Genomic DNA, 21,123 nt, shown 5'->3' on the forward strand with positions numbered 1-21,123 from the left:
CGATCGCTTGGTGCACGAACTCTGACCTACCGAGCGGTAATCCGGAAGATCTCAGTACGACTTGGGCAGCCCGAGGCTGTGCTGCGCGACGAAGTTCAGGATCATCTCCCGGCTCACCGGCGCGATCCGGGTGGCCCGGGCCGCCGCGATCAGCGAGGCGACGCCGTACTCCGTCGTCATGCCGTTGCCGCCGAGTGACTGGACCGCCTGGTCGGTGGCCCGGACCGCGACCTCGCCGGCCGCGTACTTTGCCATGTTCGCCGCCTCACCTGCGCCGAGGTCGTCGCCGGCGTCGTACAGGGCGGCGGCCTTCTGCAGCATCAGCCGGGCCAGTTCGAGCTCGATCTTGATCTGCGCGAGCGGATGCGCGATCCCCTGATGGGCGCCGATCGGGCCCTTCCACACCTGCCGGTCCTTGACGTACGCGGTCGCCTTGCCGAGCGCGTGCCGCGCGATCCCGATCGCGAACGCGGACGCCATGATCCGCTCGGGGTTGAGCCCGGCGAACAGCTGCATCAACGCCGCGTCCTCGGAGCCGACCAGTGCCTCGCGCGGCAGCCGGACGTCGTCGAGGAACAGCGCGAACTGCTTGTCCGGGCTGATCAGGTCCATCTCGATCTGGTTGAACTCCACCCCGGGCGCGTCCACCGGCACGACGAACAGGGCCGGCTTCAGCTTCCCGGTCCGCGCGTCCTCGGTGCGGCCGACGACCAGGATGGCCTTCGCGACATCGAGTCCGGAGATGAAGACCTTGCGCCCGGTCAGCGACCAGCCGTCCTCGGTACGACGTGCGGTCGTGGTGATCTCGTGGGAGTTCGAGCCGGCGTCGGGCTCGGTGATCGCGAAGGCCATGATCGTCGTACCGTCGGCCAGTCCGGGCAGCCACTGCTGCTTCTGGTCGTCGGTGCCGAACCGGTCGATCACCGTGCCGCAGATCGACGGCGACACGACCAGCATCAGCAGTGGGCAGCCCGCGGCGCCGAGCTCCTCGAGCACGATCGACAGGTCGGCCATGCCGCCGCCTCCGCCGCCGTACTGCTCCGGCAGGTTGACGCCGAGGTACCCGAGCTTGCCGGCCTCCAGCCACAGCTCGGTGGTGTGCCCACCGGTCCGCGCCTGGTGGTTGAACCACTCGTAGCCGTACTTCTTACCTAGCTCCCCGACTGCTTTCCGCAGCGCTTGCCGTTCCTCGGATTCGATGAAATTCATGCATCCTCCTCGACCACGGCCAGTACGGCGCCGACCTCGACCTGTTGACCTGCCTCGACTGTGAGTTCGCCGACCACCCCGTCGGCCGGAGCGGAGATGGTGTGTTCCATCTTCATCGCTTCCAGCCAGAGCAGCGGCTGCCCCTGTTTGACCTCGTCACCCACCTGTACGCCGACCCGGGTCACAACGCCAGGCATCGGCGCGAGCAAAGACCCCGCCGACACCTGCTGCGACGGATCCGTGAACCGCTCCACCGGCGTCAATGCCACCGACCCGAGCGACGAGTCCACACACACCAACCCGTCGTACGCCGCCACCTCGAACGTCCGCCGTACGCCGTCAACCTCCAGCACCACCCGCTCCGGGAGGTGGGAGACGAGCTGAACGTTGTCCTCGACAACCAGCCCGTCACGGGTCAGCCGGTAGGCCACCTCATGCGTGGTCTCACCCACCCGATAGCTCTTCCGCTGCGGCTGCGAAGGCACATTCCGCCAACCGCTCGGCACCCGCACACCACGCACCCGCCCAGCAGCATCCGCCAACGCCGCCGCCAACGCCGACACCTGGCCGACCGCAGGATCGACTGGCACGCCGATCCCGTGCCGCTCGAAGAACCCGGTGTCGGTGTCCCCGGCAAGGAACGCCGGATGTCGCAGGATCCAGCCGAGCAGGTCGCGGTTGGTTCCCACCCCATGGATCGTTGCCCGAGCCAACTCGGCGGCCAGCCGCCTCGCTGCCGCGGTCCGCTCAGGTGACCACACGATCACCTTGGCCAGCATCGCGTCGTAGTACGGCGACACCTCCGACCCATCCACCACCCCAGAGTCAACCCGCACCCGAGTCGGGCCGCTTTCCGGAAGATTGTGGTCGCTGGGTGCAACTTTTCTTCCGAAGACTCGGTCTACCCCGACTCCGAAGCGGTGTAGGCGACCGGTTTGGGGTTGCCAGTCGTTCGTCGGGTCCTCGGCGTACAGGCGGACCTCGATCGCGTGGCCGACCGTGGGCGGGGGCTCAGCCGGTAGCCGGGCCCCAGCCGCGACCGCCAACTGCAACTCCACCAGGTCGAGGCCCGTGGTCTCCTCGGTGACCGGGTGCTCGACCTGGAGGCGGGTGTTCATCTCGAGGAAGTAGAACGACCCTGCCTCATCAGCAAGGAACTCGACCGTGCCGGCGCCCACGTACCCGATCGCGGCGGCCGCCTTGCGCGCGGCGTCGAAGAGCTCGGCGCGCATGGACGGGATGCGTTCGACCAGTGGTGACGGGGCTTCCTCGACCACCTTCTGGTGGCGGCGCTGGATCGAGCACTCCCGTTCGCCGACCGCCCAGATCGTGCCGTGCTGGTCGGCCATGATCTGTACCTCGATGTGCCGGCCGGACGCCAGGTACCGCTCGCAGAACACCGTCCCGTCACCGAACGCCGACAACGCCTCCGCAGACGCGGCCTCGATCTCGTGCGGCAAGTCCTCCAACCGCGAGACGACCCGCATCCCGCGGCCACCGCCGCCAGCCGACGCCTTCACCAGCACGGGCAGATCAGCGGCCGACACCTCCGCCGGGGTCAGCTCGGCGAGCACCGGGACACCCGCCGCGGCCATCAGCTTCTTCGCCTCGATCTTCGAGCCCATCGACGAGATCGCGTCCACCGGCGGCCCGATCCAGATCAGCCCGGCATCGATCACCGCCTGCGCGAACCCGGCGTTCTCCGACAGGAACCCGTACCCCGGATGCACCGCGTCGGCGCCCGCCCTCAACGCCGCCTCGATCACCAACTCACCGCGCAGATAGGTGTCGCCGGGTGCGTTGCCCGGCAGGTGCACAGCTGCATCGGCCTCGTCGACGTACGGCATCAAGGAGTCAGCCGTTGAGTGCACCGCGACGGTCGACAGGCCGAGGGCACGAGCGGTGCGGAAGACCCGGCGGGCGATCTCACCGCGGTTGGCCACGAATACCGAGGTGATCACAGCCGACTCCGACGTGGTCATGGGGCCTCCCGGCCTGGACTGAGGAGCGGAGGTAGCCCGGTCATGGGGCCTCCCGGCCTGGACTGAGGAGTGGAGGGAGCGCAGCGACTGGAGTGACGAGGGAAGGCCGGGAGCCAAGGCCCCATGACCCTGCCGGCGCCGGAGGCCCGGCCAAAAGCACTGTCATTGGCATCACATCCGGAAGACGCCGAAGTTGGCGCCGTCGAAGCGGGTGCCCTCAACCGGGGCGGAGTGGATGGCGGACAGGCAGATGCCGAGGACGGTCCGGGTGTCGCGGGGGTCGATGACGCCGTCGTCGTACAGGCGGCCGGACAGGAACATCGGCAGTGACTCGGCTTCGATCTGGCCCTCGACGTACGCGCGCATGGCGGCGTCGCCGTCCTCGTCGTACGGCTGGTTCTTCGCGGCCGCGGCGGCGCGTGCCACGATCGACAGCACACCGGCGAGCTGTTGCGGACCCATCACCGCCGACTTCGCCGACGGCCAGGCGAACAGGAACCGCGGATCGAACGCGCGACCACACATCCCGTAGTGGCCGGCGCCGTACGACGCGCCCATCAGGATCGAGATGTGCGGCACCCGCGAGTTGGAGACCGCGTTGATCATCTGCGCGCCGTGCTTGATGATCCCGCCCTGCTCGTACTCCTGCCCGACCATGTAGCCGGTGGTGTTGTGCAGAAAGATCAGCGGTGTGTTCGCCCGGTTCGCGAGCTGGATGAACTGGGCCGCCTTCTGCGACTCCTCGCTGAACAGGACGCCGCGCGCGTTCGCCAGGATGCCGACCGGATACCCGTGCACCGACGCCCACCCGGTCGCCAGCGACGACCCGTACAGCGGTTTGAACTCGTCGAAGACCGAGCCGTCCACCACCCGGGCGATCACGTCCCGCGGATCGAACGGGATCTTCAGGTCACCCGGCACGATCCCGAGCAACTCGTCGGCGTCGTACAGAGGTTCGTCGTACGACGGCAGCGGCGGCGGACCGAGTTTGCGCCAGTTGAGCCGGGACACGATCTGCCGGCCGAGCCGGATCGCGTCCTGCTCGTCGACGGCGAAGTAGTCGGCCAGCCCCGAGACCCGGGCGTGCATCGACGCACCGCCGAGGGACTCGTCGTCGGCGTCCTCACCGGTCGCCATCTTCACCAGCGGCGGCCCGGCCAGGAACACCTTCGCACCACCGTCGACCATCACCACGTAGTCGCTCATGCCGGGGATGTACGCGCCGCCCGCGGTCGAGTTGCCGAACACCAGCGCGATCGTCGGGATCCCCTCGGCCGACAACCGGGTCAGGTTGCGGAACATCGCGCCGCCGGGGATGAAGATCTCCTTCTGCGTCGGCAGGTCCGCACCGCCGGACTCGACCAGGCTGATCACCGGCAGCCGGTTCGCGCGGGCGATCTCGTCCGCCCGCAGAGCCTTCTTGAGTGTCCACGGATTACTCGCGCCACCCTTGACGGTCGGGTCGTTCGCGGTGATCAGGCACTCGACGCCTTCGACCACCCCGATCCCGGTGACCAGGCTCGCCCCGACCGTGAAGTCGGAACCCCAGCCGGCCAGTGGCGACAACTCGAGGAACGGCGAGTCCAGGTCGAGCAGCAACTCGATCCGCTCCCGGGCCAGCAACTTCCCCCGCTTGTGATGCCGCTCGACGTACTTCTCGCCGCCACCGGCCAGCGCCTTGGCGTGCTCGGCGTCCAGTGCCTCGAGCTTCTCCAGCATCGCCTCACGATTGGTCATGGGGCCTCCCGGCCTGGACTGAGGAGTGGAGGGAGCGAAGCGACTGGAGCGACGAGGGAAGGGCGGGAGTCAAAGCCCCATGACCCCGCCGTGCCGGAGGCGCAATTCAATACCGTCATCCGGTGAACCCCAGTCGTTTCGAGGCGAGGGTGGTCAGGATCTCGGTGGTGCCGCCGCCGATCGCGAGGATCTTCTGGTCGCGGTACTGGCGCTCGACCTCGGCCTCACGCATGTAGCCGAGACCGCCGTGCAGCTGGAGTGCCTGGTCGCACACCCATTGCCCGGCTTCGACGGCCGTGTTCTTGGCGAAGCACACCTCGGCGATCACGTCCTCGCCCTTCAAGGCCCGCTCAGCCACGTGATGCACATAGACCCGGGCCACTGAGATCCGCCGCGCCATCTCGGTGAGTGTGTGTTGCACGGTCTGCCGCGAGATCAACGGCCGGCCGAAAGTCTCCCGAGCCCGGCACCACTCCACGGTCAGGTCGAGCGCCCGCTGCGCTCCGGCGTACGCCTGCACCGCCAGCGTCAGCCGCTCGGCGACGAAGTTCACCGCCAGCTGGACGAATCCGGAGCCGGCCGCTCCGACCAGGTTGGCAGCAGGCACGCGTACGTCGGTGAACGAGAGCTCGGCCGTGTCCGAACACAGCCAGCCCATCTTCTCCAGCTTCCGCGACACCTCGAACCCGGGCGTGCCACGCTCGATCACCAGCAGGCTGATCCCGTGCGCACCCGGCCCGTCCGTCCGGACCGCCGTAGTGACGAAGTCCGCGCGGCATCCCGAGGTGATGTAGGTCTTCGCGCCGTTGACGACGAACGAGTCGCCGTCCCGCCGGGCCGTCGTACGCAGCGAGGCGACATCCGATCCACCATCGGGCTCGGTGATCGCCAGGGCGCCGATCATCGAACCTTGCAGCGTCGGCTCCACCCAGCGCGCGATCTGCTCAACGTTGCCCGCAGCAACAATATGCGGGAGTGCGATCCCGCAGGTCAGCAACGATGCGACCAGACCGCCCGACCCACCCGCGTAGTGCATCTCCTCCACGACCGCGATCGCATCGAGCAGCGAACCGCCACCGCCGCCGACCTCAGCCGGGAACCCGACCCCGAGCAGCCCGATCTTCCCGGCCTTCTCGTGCAGGTCGCGCGGCAACTCACCGGCCCGCTCCCACTCGTCCAGATACGGCAGCACCTCGGCTGCCATGAATCGTCGGACGGTCTGCCTGAAGTCGTTCACAGGAGGACCTCCGGTACGTCGACGTACCGGGAACGCAGCCATTCGCCGACCGCCTTCGCCTGCGGATCGAACCGCGCCTGCGACGCGACGCCCTCACCCAGCAAGCCTTCGACGACGAAGTTGACCGCCCACAGGTTCGGGAGGAGGTAGCGGGTGACAGTCAGCGGCTGAGTCTCCGGCAGCAGCTCCTGGAACAGCTCGACCGTCAACGTGTGCGCGAGCCACCGCCAAGCCTTCTCCTGCCGCACCCACACGCCGACGTTCGCATCGCCGCCCTTGTCGCCGGACCGTGCCCCGGCGATGCGGCCGAACGGGACCTCACGCGTCCGTGGGCGGCCACTCGACGCGAGCTGTGGCAGCGGAATCGGCAGCTCGATGTCCTCGACCGGGGTCAGCGGCTGCGTCTCCGCCGCGGGCTCGACGGCCTTCCGAGTGCCATCCGGCAGTACGACGACCTGCTCGACCTCGTGGATGTCGACGTACCCGGCCTGGAAGATCCCGTACGGCGATCCCTCGCCAGGCGGAGCGGTGACGTGGAATCCGGGGTAGCTCGACAACGCCAGCTCGACCGCGGCACTGGAGAACGCACGACCGACGACCTTCGGGTCCGGGTCCTTGACGGCACAGCGGAGGAAGACGCTCGCCTCCTCCTCGGAGTCCGCGTTCGGCTTCTCGGTCCAGGCGAGCGTCCACCGCAGCTCAGCGGGCCTGGAAGCCAGCGCCTGCTCGAGCTGCCGCTGCACCAGCTCCGCCTTCGCCTCGAGCTCGAGCCCGGTCAGCACGAAATCCACCTCGTTGCGGAACCCACCGACGCTGTTGAGCGACACCTTGTACGTCGGTGGCGGCGGCTCACCGCGGACACCGCTGATCCGGATGCGATCAGGTCCGTCGACGCTGAGCTCGATCGTGTCGAGGCGGGTGGTGACGTCCGGACCGGCGTACCGGGCGCCGGTGATCTCGTAGAGGAGTTGCGCCTTGACCGTGTCGATCGAGACCGCGCCGCCGGTGTTGTCGTGCTTGGTGATGACGCTGCTGCCGTCCGCGTCGATCTCGGCGATCGGGAACCCGGGCCGGCCGAGATCGCGGATCTCGCCGAAGAAGGCGTAGTTGCCGCCGGTCGCCTGACAGCCGCACTCGATCACGTGCCCGGCCACTACGGCACCGGCGAGTTCGTCGTACTGGGTCCGCTTCCAGCCGTGGTGGGCGGCGGCCGGTCCGACGATCACCGAGGCATCGGTGACCCGGCCGGTGACGACGACATCCGCGCCGGCTTGCAGGGCGTCGGCGATGCCCCAAGCGCCGAGGTACGCGTTAGCGGTGAGCGGCGTGCCGAGGTCGAGCTCAGCGGCCCGGGGCAGGAGGTCGTCGCCTTCGACGTACGCGATCTTGGGGTGCAGGCCGAGCTTGTCAGCCAGGTCCGCGATGGCCTGGGCGAGGCCCGCCGGGTTGAGGCCGCCGGCGTTGCTGACGATCTTGACGCCGCGGTCGAGTGCCTCGCCGAGGCCGGTCTCGAGTTGTTTGAGGAACGTCCGTGCGTACCCGAGCGACGGGTCCTTCAGCCGGTCCCGGCCGAGGATCAGCATGGTCAGCTCGGCCAGGTAGTCGCCGGTCAGGACGTCGAGCGGCCCGCCGGTGAGCATCTCCTGGACCGCGCTGAACCGATCGCCGTAGAACCCGGACGCGTTCCCGATCCTGATCGGCGTGGTCATCCGAACTGCCCTCGCTCGCGGCCCTGACCGGGCAGCCCCGCGAACGCCTGGATGATGCCGAGCCACTCCTCCGCGTCCGCACCTTCGGCCTGTACGGCGAGATCGTCGCGATGCCGGCGTTGGGTCGCCAGCAAACAGAAGTCGAGCGCCGGAGCGGTCACGCGCTGCCTGGCGTCGTCGGGACCCCAGGTCCAGGTCTGATCGTCCGGGCCGGTGAGCTCGACGTAGAACGGCTCGGTCGGTGGGGTGCGGTTGTTCAGGAGGTAGGCGAAGTCACGAGTGCGGACCGCCAGGTGGGCGACGTGGCGCAGTCGGTTTGACGGCTGGCGGGTGACCTGCAGTGCGTCGACCACGTCCTGCCCGTGTGCCCACGTCTCCATCAGCCGTGCCGTCGCCATCGAGGTCGGACTCATCGGCGGTCCGTACCACAGCACCTTCTCGCCGGCCGGCACCTGCTTGAGCGCCTCGGCGATCTCGGCGCGCGTCTCACGCCAATACGTCAGCAGCTGATCCGGCGGCAATGCGGCCGTCTCGTTGGCGCCCTCGTCGACGTACGTCGACGGGTTGGCGGCGGCGTGCTCCAGCGAGGCCTTGAAGGCGTCGGGATCGGTGACGGCGAGGTGCGCGGCCTCGTCGGTCCAGGCGAGATGGGCGATCTGGTGGGCGATCGTCCAGCCTTCGGCCGGTGTCGGCGTGGACCAATCGTCGGCCGGCAATCCGCCGACCAGCCGGTCCAGGTCCGCGCTCTCGGCCCACAGATCGGCCAGCACTTCTTCCAGTTGCACGCTGCACTCCCCGGGGTCGGGATCTTGCCTGCCGAGCGTTGCACGGCCGGCAAAAAGAATCAAGCGTGCTTGTTTTTCAGTTCGGCAGCGTGGGCGGCGTCCAGTCGGACCACTGCGCGGTCGCCTTCCGCCAGGCCGCGGGCGGGATCAACCGGGCGGCGACGGAGACCGCGAAGTGGGCCAGCCAGCTGGTGTTCGACGTCCGCCGTACCGACGCGCGGGCCGCCTCCGCCATCGGTTGCACCCTTGCTCGTCGTTGCTCGTCGTACCTCTTCAGCCCGTCAGAGACGTCACCCGATGCGAGGCAAGCGGCCAGGACGACGGCATCCTCGATCGCCTGACATGCACCCTGGCCCAGGTCCGGCGGCATCGCGTGCGCCGCGTCGCCGAGCAGTACGACGCGATCGTTCACGAACGTCGGCAGCGGGTCGATGTCGACGATGTCGTTGTGCAACACCTGATCCTCGGGCGTTGTCGCGATCAGCGCCGGAATCGGATGGTGCCAGTCACCGACCCGATTCAGCACCTCCCGGCGATCGTCGGCGTACAGCTGGTTCGGCCGGTCTCCGTTGACCATGACGAACCAGTAGACGCGCTCGTCCGGGAGTGGCAGTACGCCGACCTGCACACCACGGCCGAGCGTCAGCGACTCCTGCACCGGCCAGACGGACCCGCTCGGCGTTACACCACGCCAGACCGTCCGGTGCTGGAAGACGGGGTCGCCGGACCACAGGCTGCGCCGGGTGATGCTGTTGACTCCGTCGGCGGCGATCACCAGGTCGGCGCTCAGTTCGTGTTCCTCGCCGGCAGATCGGCAGACCACGGCGCCCTTGGGTGACACCGACACCACCTCGGCATCGGTGTGCAGGGCCGCCTCGGGCAGTTCCTTCCGCAGTACGTCGTGCAGGTCGGCCCGATGGATCGCGAGTACGCCGACATCCTCCGGGTGACTGTGGCGCAGCCAGCGGCCGGACGGCGTCCGCACGTTGCCGCGCGAGATCGTCGGGATCGTCCGCGGCCCGACGTCCAGTTCGAGCACGTCGAGGGCCCGCTCCGCGTTCGGCCACAGCGTCAGCCCGGCGCCGACCTCGGCGATGATCGGAGCCCGCTCGAGCACAGTGACCGACCAGCCGATCCGCCGCAGTCCCACCGCTGCCGCCAGCCCGCCGATGCCGGCGCCGATGATCAGCGCGGTCGAAGTTTCCTCACGCGTCCCCATGCGTCGGAGGCTACTTCTTCGCAAGCTCCCGGGGGGAAGTGGTCTACCAGGTTTGGCGCGTGGTTCAAGCGTTTCGATCGGTGTGGAAAGTCTTTCTGACGACCCCGTGTAGGTGTTACGCAAGACCAATGCATGGTTCGCTGCCCGGGAAGGCCGCCGAGATCCGGGCGTTGCTGCTCAGCTTGATCGACACCCTGCCCGAGGGTGCCGCGCTGCCGCCGGAGCGGGAGTTGGCGGTCCGCTGGAACGTGGCCCGGATGACGCTGCGCCGCGCCGTCGACGAGTTGGTGATCGAGGAACTGCTGGTCCGCCGGCACGGCAGCGGTACCTACACGAACCGCCCGAAGGTGGCGAAGTGGCTCGGCATGATCGGTTTCTCCGAGGACGTCCGACGGCGCGGGATGCGACCGGGCAGCACGATGCTCGAGTTCCGGCACCAGAAGGCCGAGCGCTCCGCCGCCCGCCGGCTCCGCATCCCCGTCGGCGACCCGATCATCACGTTCACCCGGCTCCGCCTGGCCGACGACGTACCGATGGTGGTCGAGCGCACCACGCTGCCCGCCGGGTACGTCCCCGGTCTGCAGGCCGACGACCTCAACGGTTCGCTGTACGACCTGCTCAACAACCGGTACGGCATCGACCACGTCAGCGGCACCTCACGGATCGAACCGGTCATGCCCGACGCCAAGACCGCGGGCTGGCTCGACATCCCCACGACCCAGCCCTGCCTTGCGGTCCACGGCATCAGCTTCGACCATCGCGACCGCGTCTTCGAGTACACCTCAGCCCTCTACCGAGGCGACCGCTACGCCTTCACCACCGAACTCCGCACCACCCCGACCCTCCGCGCCGACGCCCGCGGCCTGTAGCCGCTACTCCTTGCTGAAGGCAAGGAGTAGTTGCCGTGTCACGGTGATTACTCTCGGTGGACAGCAGGTAACTATCGTGGGCAGCCTCATGGATCTCAGAAGCCCGATCAGCACCGCCATCCCATCGCTGGACGGCCCCGTGCTGCAGGTGCTCGCCCGCAGTGAACGCGGCCTGTCCGGCCGGCAGATCCACAAACTCGCCGGCACCGGAAGCGTCGCCGGCGTTCGCCTCGTCCTGCAGCGGCTCGCGACCACCGGCCTCGTCCACGTCGACGACGTCGGCAACTCGTTGCTCTATCACCTCAACCGCAACCACCTCGTCGCCCCGGCCGTGGAGTTCCTCGCCGACCTCCGCAGTACTCTCACCAGCCGCCTCGCCGACGAGATCAGCGCCTGGCGGATCCCGCCGGTGCACGCCAGCCTGTACGGCGCGATCGCGCGCGGCGACGGTGATCTCGAGAGTGACGTCGACCTGCTGCTGATCCGCCCGGACCAGGTCGACACCGGCGACGTCCTCTGGGAGGACCAGGCCGCCCGGCTGATGCAGTCGGTCGTCGACCTCACCGGCAACCCGGCCCACGTCTTCGAGCTCAGCCGCACCGAGCTCACCGACCACCTCACCAAAGAGGACCCCATCCTCAACGACTGGCTCCAACCGAGCCTCCCGCTGTACGGCGTCCCCGTTCCCTCGCTCCTGGACCGGACCACGCCCGTGCATCGTGCCCGTCTAGGCGTGAGCTGACCTAGTCAGTGGCCGAGTAGGGGTGCCATCAGCCGGGCGATCCGGCTGTCGCGGCCGGTGAGGCGTTCCTCGGTGTCGGCGATCGTCATCGCCCGCAGGCCGGCGTTGATGCCGAACCAGCGCACCGGTTCGGGTTCCCAGCGGCGCGAGCGGTGGCCGACCCAGGGCAGCCGGACCAGGCCGGTGTCGTGCCCGAGGATCAGGTCCGTCAGCGTCCGCCCGGCCAGGTTCGCCGTGCTGACGCCATCGCCGACATAACCGCCGGCCCAGGCCAGCCCCGAGCCGCGGTCGAGCGCGACCGACGGGCACCAGTCCCGCGGCACGCCGAGTGCCCCGCCCCACGCATGCGTGAAGGTGACGCCGTCGAGCCCTTCGAACAGGTCCCGCAAGGTGGCCCGCAGCGCCGCGAAGACGCGGGGTGCCTCGTCGTACGACGGCTTGATCCGGGAGCCGAAGTGGTACGGCGCCCCGCGGCCGCCGAACGCCAGTCGCCCGTCGGCCGTGCGTTGGCCGTAGATGATCAGGTGCCGGTGGTCACTGAACGTCGGCCGGTCAGCGAGCCCGATCCGATCCCAGGTGGCGTCGTCGAGCGGTTCGGTCGCGACCATCAGCGAGTACACCGGAGCGATTGTGCGTACGTCCCCAGTCAGTCCCGGCGTGAACCCCTCAGTGGCCCGGACCACCACGTCGGCCCGCAGGACGCCGTACGGCGTGATCGCCCGGCCGGGCTCGATCGCGGTCACCGGGGTGTTCTCGTGGATCGTCACGCCGAGGCGTTCGACGACGGCGGCCAGTCCACGAACCAGCTTGCCGGGGTGGATGGCGGCGCAGTGTGGCGTGAATGTTGCCCCAAGCACCTTTGTTGCCCGGACCTTCGCGGCAACCTCGGCCGGAGTCAGGAGACGCAGATCACCCGGACCCCAGTCATGGGCAGCCGCCACCTCGGCGCGGGCCCGGGCGAGCTGGGTCGGGGTGCGCGCGAGCACGATCGTGCCGCCCTTGTGGTAGTCGCAGTCGATGCCTTCGGCGGCGGTGACGAGCCCGATCTCGTTGACCGTCGCCTGCATCGCCCGGTGCAGCTCGATCGCGGCATCGCGATTCGATCCGGGCAGCGACGCCAGTCGCCGCGACGACACCGGGAACAGCGCGGAACACCAACCACCATTACGTCCTGAGGCTCCGAACCCGGCCGTCCTCGCCTCCAGTACGACGATGCGCAGCGCCGGATCGGCCTTCGCCAGGTAGTACGCGGTCCACAGGCCGGTGTAGCCGGCGCCGACGATCGCCACGTCCGCGTCCCGGTCACCTGCGAGCCCGGGCCGCTCGGCCGGGGGCTCGGTGGTCTCGGCCCAAAGGATCAGCGCACACCCCACGAATAGGTCTGTTTCACCAACTTGAGATAGACGAACGTCTCGGTCGCCTTCACGCCCTCGATCTGGCGGATCCGCTCGGACAGGACCCGAAGCAGGTGCTCGTCGCTCTCGCACAGCACCTCGGCCAGCACGTCGAACGATCCGGCGGTGATGACGACGTACTCGACCTCGTCCATCTTTGCCAGCTCGTCCGCGATCGGCTCCAGCGCGCCCTCGGCCTTGATCCCGATCATCGCCTGCCGGTCGAAGCCGAGCTCGAGCGGATCGGTGACCGCGACGACCTGCATCACGCCGGCCTCGGTCAGTCGCTGCACCCGCTGCCGGACCGCCGCCTCCGACAGTCCGACCGCCTTGCCGATCGCGGCGTACGAGCGGCGCCCGTCCAGCTGGAGTTGTTCGATGATCGCCTTGGAGGTGTCGTCCAGCAACGCCTGGTTCTTGTCGGGGTTCCCCGTTCGTACAGCCACTCTGAGATCCTCTCAGTGTCACGGGGCGTCAGCAAGTTGCCGCAGCGGAATTCGTTGCGAAATGCGCCAATGGCTGCGGAATCCCTTGTCCAGATCAGTCCGGTTTGACAGTATCGCCCGCGACAGCAGTTCTCTAGGGGGTCCTATGAGTCCTCGTCACCAGCCTGTCGTCGGGCGCCGGGCGGTTCTCCGTGGGGTGTCGTTGTCCGCGCTCGGGCTGGCCGGCGGCGGACTGCTCACCGGGTGCGGTATTCCGGCCGCGAAGCAGAGCGAGGGCAGCTGCGTCAGCACCGATCTGTCCGCCGAGCAGAAGACGCTGCTCTTCTCGAACTGGCCGAGTTACATGGACGAGTCCGAGGAGAAGGTGAACGGCAAGACGGTGCTGCCGACGCTGGAGGAGTTCCAGAGCCGGAGTGGCATCCAGGTCACCTACACCACCGACGTCAACGACAACGCCGAGTTCTACGCCAAGGTGCGCGACCAGCTCGGCAGCTGCCAGCCGTGCGGCCGGGACCTCTTCGCGCTGACCGACTGGATGGCGGCCCGGATGATCGGGCTGGGGTGGATCCAGAAGCTCGACCACGCGAAGATCCCGAACGTCGATGCCCACCTGCTCGAGCAGCTCAAGGCGCCGAGCTGGGATCCGCAGCGGGACCACAGTGTTCCCTGGCAGACCGGGCTGACCGGGATCGCCTACAACGCCAAGGTGACCAGTGCGGTGGGCAGCTTCGCCGACCTGCTCAACCGCGACGACCTCAAGGGCCGGATCACCCTGCTGTCCGAGATGCCCGACACGATGGGGTTCATGCTGCGCCTGGTCGGGGCGGACCCGGCGAAGTTCAACGACGCGGAGTGGAGCAAGGCGCTGGAACTGCTCCAGGACAAGGTCGCGTCCGGGCAGATCCGGCGCTTCACCGGCAACGACTACGTGCAGGATCTGAACGCCGGCAACATCGCCGCGTGCGAGGCGTGGTCCGGTGACGTCATCGCGATGCAGGCCGACAACGCCGACATCAAGTTCGTGGTGCCCGAAGAGGGCCTGAGCCTGTGGTCGGACAACCTGCTGGTGCCGAACAAGGCGGTTCACAAAGCGAACGCCGAGGCGCTGATGAACTACTACTACGACCCGGAGGTCGCGGCCACGCTGGCCGCCTGGGTGAACTACATCTGCCCGGTCGAGGGCGCGCAGCAGGCGATGGAGGCGATCGACCCCGAGCTGGTCGAGGATCCGCTGATCTTCCCCGACGAGGCCACGCTGGCCAAGACCTTCCACTTCATGGCGCTCGACTCGGCCCAGGCGAAGCTCTACGAATCCGACTTCAATCTCGCGATCGGGGGCTGACCATGTCTGCAACGATTCCCGCCGCACCGCCCAGCGATCTCGTCCTCAGCGGTATCAGCAAGCAGTACGGCGCGTCGCGAGCCGTCGACCACCTGGACCTGACCGTTCCGGCCGGAACGTTCTTCGCCCTGCTCGGCCCGTCCGGCTGCGGTAAGACCACCACCCTGCGGATGGTCGCCGGGCTGGAGGAACCGAGTACGGGCAGCATCCGGCTGGGTGAGCGGGACATCACCGGACTGCGCGCGTACAAACGGCCGGTCAACACCGTGTTCCAGAACTACGCGCTGTTCCCGCACCTGGACATCTTCGAGAACGTCGCCTACGGGCTGCGCCGCCGTGGCGTGAAGGACTTCAAGCCGAAGGTCGACGAGATGCTCGACCTGGTCGAGCTCGGTGCCTTTGGCAAGCGCCGCCCGGCGCAGCTGTCCGGAGGCCAGCAGCAGCGGGTCGCGCTGGCCCGGGCGCTGATCAACCGGCCGCAGGTGCTGCTCCTGGACGAACCGCTCGGTGCGCTCGACCTGAAGCTACGCCGGCAGATGCAGATCGAGCTGAAGCGGATCCAGACCGAGGTCGGCATCACCTTCGTCCATGTCACGCACGACCAGGAAGAGGCCATGACGATGGCCGACACCATCGCGGTGATGAATGGCGGCCTGATCGAACAGCTGGGCACCCCGACGGAGTTGTACGACCTGCCCGCCACCACCTTCGTGGCGAACTTCCTCGGCCAGTCCAACCTGATCCGGGCCACGATCATCGGCCAGACCGACGACGACCTCGTCCTCGACGTGCATGGCCGCAAGGTGACCGTGCCGCTGCCACGGTGCCGGGTGACCGAGGGGGATGTCTGGATGGGGATCAGGCCGGAGAAGGTGTTCCTGGCCCCGGCCGGCACGGAGCAGAGCAACGGCGTGAACCAGCTCCGGGGTGCGGTCGTGACCGACGTCAGTTACGTCGGCGTGAGTACGCAATACCTGGCCAAGCTGCCGTGGGATCAGGAGCTGACGATCTTCGAGCAGAACACCGGGGCCCGGGACACACTCGTGGTCGGGGACCAGGTCGACCTGCACTGGCAGCCGTCGCACACCTTCGTGCTGGATGCCGCGCAGGACGCGCTCGCCGGGGTCGACGACCCGGGTGGTGCCGGGTGAGCGCGATCGGCCAACTGGGCGCGACTGTCCAGGCTCCGGCCGCGAAACCCGAACGCTCGGGTCGACGGCGGACGGCGTACCTGTTGCTGCTTCCTGGTGGGCTCTTCCTGCTGTTGTTCTTCGTCGTACCGCTGGTGTCGCTGCTGGCCGCCAGCCTGTACGACCCGAACGGTTCGATCGAGACCGGGTTCGCGATGACCTGGCACTGGCAGAACTTCGCCGACGCGATGGCGGACTACGCCCGTCCGTTCGGGCGGTCGCTCTGGTACGCGTTCCTGACCACCGCGTTCTGCCTGCTGCTCGGCTATCCGCTCGCCTACGCGATCGCGATCAAGGCCGGCCGGTGGCGGAATCTGATGCTGGCGCTGGTGATCGCGCCGTTCTTCACCAGCTTCCTGATCCGGACGCTGTCGTGGAAGCTGCTGCTGAGTGACAACGGTTTCGTGGTGGACTTCCTGCAGACCGTGCACATCCTCGGCCCGGACGGTCGGCTGCTCGCCACCACGGCCGCGGTCGTCACCGGCCTGACCTACAACTTCCTGCCGTTCATGGTGCTACCGCTCTACGCGAGTCTGGAGCGGATCGACGGGCGGTTGATCGAGGCGGGCGGGGACCTGTTCGCCGGTCCGATCACCACGTTCCGCACCGTCACGCTGCCGCTGTCGATGCCGGGTGTGGTCGCGGGCACGCTGCTGACCTTCATTCCTTCGGCGGGTGACTACATCAACTCCCAGCTGCTGGGTACGCCGAAGCAGCGGATGATCGGCAACGACATCCAGCGCCTGTTCGCCGCCGGGGCGTATCCAACCGCAGCCGCATTGTCGGTCACGCTCATGGCGGCGATCGTCGTACTGGTGCTGCTGTACGTACGCCGGACCGGGACGGAGGAACTGGTATGACCAGGGCCGGTCGGTTCGTCGGACGGCACCTGATCATGGTGCTCGGGTTCCTCGTCCTGCTGTACCTGTTCGTGCCGATCATCGTCGTGATCCTGATGTCGTTCAACGAGCCCAAGAGCAAGTTGTCGTACACGTTCGACGGCTTCACCTGGGACAACTGGCTGCACCCGTGCCGGCCGTTCGGGTTGTGCGAGGCGGTCAGCACCAGTCTGCGGATCGGCCTGCTGGCCACGGTCGTCGCGACCGCGCTCGGCACCCTGATGGCGTTCGCGATGGCGCGGCACCGGTTCCGCGGCCGGTCCGCGACGAACCTGTTCATCTTCCTGCCGATGGCCTCGCCGGAGATCGTGCTCGGCTCGTCCCTGCTCGCGCTGTTCGTGTCCAGCGGATTCGGGGGCCAGCTCGGCTTCTGGACGATCCTGATCGCGCACGTGATGTTCTGCCTGTCGTTCGTCGTCGTCACCGTGAAGGCCCGGCTGACCGGGATGGACCTTCGGCTGGAGCAGGCCTCGATGGATCTGTACGCCACCGAGTCGCAGACGTTCTGGCGGATCACCTTCCCGCTGGTCTTCCCCGGCATCCTGGCCGCCGCGCTGCTCAGCTTCTCGCTGTCGTTCGACGACTTCATCATCACCAACCTGAACGCCGGGACCACGGTGACGTTCCCGATGTACGTCTGGGGTTCGGCGCAGCGTGACATCCCGCCGCAGATCAACGCGGTCGGTACGGCGATGTTCCTGCTCGCCCTGATTCTCGTGCTCGGCGGCGAACTGGGCCGACGTCGAAGGACCCGATGAAGCTTGCGGCGCTCGCGGACGCCGAACCTCGGGTGTTCTGGCTCGAGGACAAGACCGCACCGGTTCCTTCGCCGGCACTCCTCGGGCCGACCGTGGCCGACCTGGCTGTGGTCGGCGGCGGGTACACCGGCCTGTGGACAGCACTGCGGGCGAAGGAACGCTACCCGAACCTCGATGTCGTACTGCTCGAGTCGGACACCTGTGGATCCGCGGCCAGCGGTCGCAACGGAGGCTTCTGCGACGCCAGCCTGACGCACGGGTACGGCAACGGCCTGGCCCGCTGGCCGGACGAGGTCGATCAGCTCGAGCAGCTGGGTGCCGACAACCTCGACGCCATCGGTCACACCATCAATCGGTTCGGCATCGATTGCGATTGGCAACGAACCGGTGAGCTCACCGTCGCCACCGCGCCGCACCACCTCCACGAACTGGGCGAGGAGGCGGCCCAGCGCCCTGCTGTCGCGCTCCTGGACCAGGAGGCGGCCCGCGCGGAGCTGAACTCACCGACGTACCTCGGTGCGCTGTTCGATCCCGACCGGACCGCGCTGGTCGAGCCCGCCCGTCTGGCCTGGGGACTACGTCGGGCTTGCCTGGAAGTCGGCGTACGCATCCATGAACACAGCCGGGTGACCAGGCTGCACGCCAAATCGTTGCTCACGGAGACTGGCTCCGTGCGCGCGGATCGGATCGCGCTGGGCACCAACGCCTTTCCTTCGCTGTTGCGGCGATTGCGCCGGTACACCGTGCCCGTCTACGACCTGGTCCTGGTCACGGAACCCTTGTCGACCGTGCAACTGAGGAGCATCGGCTGGCGTCATCGCCAGGGCGTCGGCGACGCGTCGAACCTGTTCCACTACTACCGCCTTACCCGCGACGACCGGATCCTGTGGGGCGGGTACATGCCGCTGTACCACTTCGGCAGCCGGATCGACCCAGCGTTCGAGCAACGCCAGTCGATCCACACGCTGCTCGCCCGCCACTTCTTCACGACGTTCCCCCAGTTGGAGGGCCTGCACTTCACCCACCGCTGGGGCGGTGTGATCGACACCAGCACCAGGTTCTGCGCCTTCTTCGGCACAGCGCACTCCGGCCACATCGGCTACGCCCTCGGCTACACCGGCCTGGGCGTCGGCGCCACCCGCTTCGGCGCCGACGTGATGCTGGACCTCCTGTACGGCGAGGACACCGAGCGCACCCGCCTCCGCATGGTCCGCGAACGCCCACCCCCGTTCCCACCCGAGCCGCTGCGCACCGCCGGCATCCACCTCACCCGCTGGTCCATGGCACAGGCCGACGCGCACGCCGGCCACCGCAACCTCTGGCTCCGAACCCTCGACCGAATGGGCCTCGGCTTCACCTTCTAGACCTAGCCCACGCACCGGGTCATGACGAGCCTTTCGAGCGCTGTGCGACGAGGACCAATGAGGGGACGCCGGCCACGCTCTCGGGGAGGCGCAGTTCGGCCACCGGATCGAGGCCTGCGGCAGCCAGGAGGGCCCAGAGATCGTCGGGCTGCCAGAGGTGAGTCGTCCACGCGACCGGGACTGCGCCGTACGCCTCGGTTCGTTCGATATCGCCGTCACCCATGTGGGTGCCCATGATGAAGTGCCCGCCCGGAACCAAGGCTCGGGCGAAGGACTTCAGGACCAGGGGAAGAATGTGCCGGGGCAAGTTGAACAGTGACCACCACCCGAGAATCCCTCCGAGCGACGAGTCCGCCAGATCCAGCTCAGTTGCCGAGGCAACGGCGAACCGCTGGTCGGGGTGTAACCGCCGGGCGTGGTCGATCATCCGGGCCGACAGGTCGACCCCGGAGACATCGAGGCCGCGCTCGGCCAAGTAGGCGGTCACAGCTCCAGGACCGCATCCGACGTCCAGAACCGGGCCAAGACCGTGCACCGCGACGGCGAAGCCGTCGATCGCCGTCCGCAACCAGGGATACGTCGTGATGTCACCGAGGTTCATCTCGACGTAGTTGTCGGCGACGCGGTCGTAGGAGGTCCGGACCACGTCGAGATCGACAGGTTGCTCGATAAGGGAAGCGTTCATAGGGCCGGATGTTAGAGCTTGGACTCGGCCTCGATCAGGACGGCTCGGATGATCTGTTCCATCTCGTCGAAGTGTTGCTGGTCGCAGACGAGTGGTGGGGAGAGTTGGATGACCGGGTCGCCGCGGTCGTCGGCGCGGCAGTAGAGACCGGCGTCGAACAAGGCCTTCGACAGGAACCCCCGCAGCAACCGCTCCGACTCCTCGTCGTCGAAGGTCTCCTTGGTCGCCTTGTCCTTGACGAGTTCGATCCCGTAGAAGTACCCCGCACCGCGGACGTCACCGACCATGGGCAGATCGAGCAGCTTTTCGAGCGTCGCCCGGAAATCCCCCTCCCGGCTCCGGACGTGCTCGTTGATGCCTTCGTGCTCGAAGATGTCCAAATTGGTCAGCGCGACCGCGGCGGATACGGGGTGGCCACCGAAGGTGTAGCCATGGGCGAACGTGGTGTCGCCGTGTCGGAACGGTTCGAACAGCCGGTCGGTCGCGATCATCGCGCCGAGCGGGGAGTAGCCGGAGGTGAGACCTTTCGCGCAGGTGATGATGTCCGGCTGGTAGCCGTAGCGCTCGGCGCCGAACATGTGCCCGAGCCGGCCGAACGCACAGATCACCTCGTCGCTGACGAGCAGTACGTCGTACTGGTCGCAGATCTCGCGGACGCGGTCGAAGTAGCCAGGTGGTGGCGGGAAGCAGCCGCCGGCGTTCTGCACCGGTTCGAGGAAGACGGCGGCGACGGTGTCGGCGCCCTCGTTCTCGATCGCGACCGCGATCTGGTCGGCGGCCCAGCGGCCGAACGCGGCCGGGTCGTCGCCGTGGATCGGGGCCCGGTAGAAGTTGGTGTTCGGGACCCGGAACGTGCTCGGCACCAACGGCTCGTACGCCGCCTTCAGCTCCGGCAGCCCGGTAATGGACAGGGCGCCGTGGGTGGTGCCGTGGTAGGCGATCGCGCGGCTGATCACCTTGTGCTTACCGGGTTTGCCGGTGAGCTTGAAGTACTGCTTGGCCAGCTTCCAGGCGGACTCGACCGCCTCACCCCCGCCGCTGGTGAAGAAGACCCGGTTGAGGTCGCCCGGCGCGTAGCCGGCGAGGCGCTCGGCCAGCTCGATCGACTTGGGATGCGCGTAGGACCAGAGCGGGAAGAACGCCAGCTCCGCGGCCTGTTTGGCCGCTGCCTCGGCGAGCTCGGTGCGGCCGTGGCCCAACTGGCTGACGAACAGGCCGGCCAGACCGTCCAGGTAGCGCTTTCCGTGAGCGTCGTAGATGTACACGCCGTCGCCGCGGACGATGACCGGGACCTCGGCCTGCTGGTAGCTCGACATCCGGGTGAAGTGCATCCACAGGTGGTCGTGCGCCGACTGCTGCAGCTGGGTGAAGTCGGTGGCGTCGAGCGTGTCGGACGGCATCCTCGTTCCTCCGTCTCAGCCGGGCCGGTGCTCGCCATCCTGCCTGCGAATGTGCACACTGGCAAGTGATTTCGTGCCCATACAGCCGATATTGTATCGATGTCATCAGTCCACGGCGAGATCTGATTCGGAATCCGTACGGCGGGAGGTCGCGGG

Annotated in this window: 18 protein-coding genes; 7 read left to right on the forward strand and 11 right to left on the reverse strand. The window is 68.0% G+C overall.

Translation table 11 applies throughout. The annotated features are described in order from the left end of the window. Positions 1–51 precede the first annotated feature (51 nt). From EV652_RS25055 to EV652_RS25085, 7 genes are all read right to left on the reverse strand, one after another. Complete coding sequence (locus EV652_RS25055) at positions 52–1,209, reverse strand: acyl-CoA dehydrogenase family protein (protein WP_132211639.1); 1,158 nt, start codon at positions 1,207–1,209, stop codon at positions 52–54. Beyond that, on the reverse strand, positions 1,206–3,191 hold the full coding sequence (locus tag EV652_RS25060) for an acetyl/propionyl/methylcrotonyl-CoA carboxylase subunit alpha (protein ID WP_132211640.1): 1,986 nt from the start codon (positions 3,189–3,191) through the stop codon (positions 1,206–1,208). Before EV652_RS25060 ends, EV652_RS25055 begins: the two co-directional genes overlap by 4 nt. Positions 3,192–3,362: 171 nt before the next feature. Beyond that, on the reverse strand, positions 3,363–4,928 hold the full coding sequence (locus EV652_RS25065; RefSeq protein ID WP_132211641.1) for an acyl-CoA carboxylase subunit beta: 1,566 nt from the start codon (positions 4,926–4,928) through the stop codon (positions 3,363–3,365). 115 nt (positions 4,929–5,043) lie between these two features. Next, positions 5,044–6,165, reverse strand: coding sequence for an acyl-CoA dehydrogenase family protein (locus EV652_RS25070; RefSeq protein WP_199238384.1), 1,122 nt, complete (start codon positions 6,163–6,165; stop codon positions 5,044–5,046). After that, positions 6,162–7,874 carry an acyclic terpene utilization AtuA family protein gene (locus EV652_RS25075; RefSeq protein ID WP_132211643.1) on the reverse strand — a complete coding sequence of 571 codons (1,713 nt, stop codon included), beginning with the start codon at positions 7,872–7,874 and terminating at the stop codon, positions 6,162–6,164. The genes EV652_RS25070 and EV652_RS25075 overlap by 4 nt, the downstream gene beginning before the upstream one ends. Further along, the gene (locus EV652_RS25080; protein ID WP_132211644.1) at positions 7,871–8,659 is read right to left on the reverse strand and encodes a TIGR03084 family metal-binding protein; all 789 of its coding nucleotides are present in this window, start codon (positions 8,657–8,659) and stop codon (positions 7,871–7,873) included. The genes EV652_RS25075 and EV652_RS25080 overlap by 4 nt, the downstream gene beginning before the upstream one ends. Positions 8,660–8,735: 76 nt before the next feature. Continuing rightward, complete coding sequence (locus EV652_RS25085) at positions 8,736–9,878, reverse strand: FAD-dependent monooxygenase (RefSeq protein WP_132211645.1); 1,143 nt, start codon at positions 9,876–9,878, stop codon at positions 8,736–8,738. A 128-nt stretch (positions 9,879–10,006) separates the two neighbouring features. On the opposite strand from EV652_RS25085, the gene EV652_RS25090 reads away from it, so the two are divergent. Together EV652_RS25090 and EV652_RS25095 are read left to right on the forward strand one after the other, a co-directional pair. After that, complete coding sequence (locus tag EV652_RS25090) at positions 10,007–10,747, forward strand: GntR family transcriptional regulator (RefSeq protein ID WP_132211646.1); 741 nt, start codon at positions 10,007–10,009, stop codon at positions 10,745–10,747. Between the two features lie 88 nt (positions 10,748–10,835). Next, positions 10,836–11,489, forward strand: coding sequence for a nucleotidyltransferase family protein (locus EV652_RS25095; protein WP_132211647.1), 654 nt, complete (start codon positions 10,836–10,838; stop codon positions 11,487–11,489). A 5-nt stretch (positions 11,490–11,494) separates the two neighbouring features. Here the strand turns inward: EV652_RS25095 and EV652_RS25100 are convergent, their stop codons facing one another. Both EV652_RS25100 and EV652_RS25105 read right to left on the reverse strand, forming a co-directional pair. Continuing rightward, positions 11,495–12,778, reverse strand: a complete 1,284-nt coding sequence (locus EV652_RS25100; RefSeq protein WP_242001981.1) for an NAD(P)/FAD-dependent oxidoreductase — start codon at positions 12,776–12,778, stop codon at positions 11,495–11,497. A gap of 68 nt (positions 12,779–12,846) precedes the next feature. Continuing rightward, positions 12,847–13,329: an Lrp/AsnC family transcriptional regulator gene (locus EV652_RS25105; RefSeq protein WP_132211649.1), complete on the reverse strand. Its 483-nt coding sequence runs from the start codon at positions 13,327–13,329 to the stop codon at positions 12,847–12,849. A 145-nt stretch (positions 13,330–13,474) separates the two neighbouring features. On the opposite strand from EV652_RS25105, the gene EV652_RS25110 reads away from it, so the two are divergent. From EV652_RS25110 to EV652_RS25130, 5 genes are read left to right on the forward strand one after another with little or no spacing between them, the layout of a single operon-like run. Beyond that, a complete protein-coding gene (locus EV652_RS25110) occupies positions 13,475–14,671 on the forward strand; it encodes a polyamine ABC transporter substrate-binding protein (RefSeq protein ID WP_132211650.1) in 1,197 nt (398 codons plus the stop codon). A 2-nt stretch (positions 14,672–14,673) separates the two neighbouring features. Continuing rightward, a complete protein-coding gene (locus EV652_RS25115; RefSeq protein WP_132211651.1) occupies positions 14,674–15,822 on the forward strand; it encodes an ABC transporter ATP-binding protein in 1,149 nt (382 codons plus the stop codon). After that, on the forward strand, positions 15,819–16,721 hold the full coding sequence (locus EV652_RS25120; RefSeq protein WP_242001982.1) for an ABC transporter permease: 903 nt from the start codon (positions 15,819–15,821) through the stop codon (positions 16,719–16,721). The genes EV652_RS25115 and EV652_RS25120 overlap by 4 nt, the downstream gene beginning before the upstream one ends. Then, on the forward strand, positions 16,718–17,518 hold the full coding sequence (locus EV652_RS25125; protein WP_132211652.1) for an ABC transporter permease: 801 nt from the start codon (positions 16,718–16,720) through the stop codon (positions 17,516–17,518). The genes EV652_RS25120 and EV652_RS25125 overlap by 4 nt, the downstream gene beginning before the upstream one ends. Continuing rightward, complete coding sequence (locus EV652_RS25130; protein WP_132211653.1) at positions 17,515–18,882, forward strand: NAD(P)/FAD-dependent oxidoreductase; 1,368 nt, start codon at positions 17,515–17,517, stop codon at positions 18,880–18,882. Before EV652_RS25125 ends, EV652_RS25130 begins: the two co-directional genes overlap by 4 nt. 19 nt (positions 18,883–18,901) lie before the next feature. On the opposite strand, the gene EV652_RS25135 is transcribed toward EV652_RS25130, so the two are convergent. Further along, positions 18,902–19,567 carry a class I SAM-dependent methyltransferase gene (locus EV652_RS25135; protein WP_132211654.1) on the reverse strand — a complete coding sequence of 222 codons (666 nt, stop codon included), beginning with the start codon at positions 19,565–19,567 and terminating at the stop codon, positions 18,902–18,904. An 11-nt stretch (positions 19,568–19,578) separates the two neighbouring features. Beyond that, positions 19,579–20,967 (reverse strand): aspartate aminotransferase family protein, encoded by a 1,389-nt coding sequence (locus EV652_RS25140; protein WP_132211655.1) that lies wholly within the window; start codon positions 20,965–20,967, stop codon positions 19,579–19,581. Positions 20,968–21,123 lie beyond the last annotated feature (156 nt).

This window comes from Kribbella steppae, assembly GCF_004342025.1.
Classification (GTDB): Bacteria; Actinomycetota; Actinomycetes; order Propionibacteriales; family Kribbellaceae; genus Kribbella; species Kribbella steppae.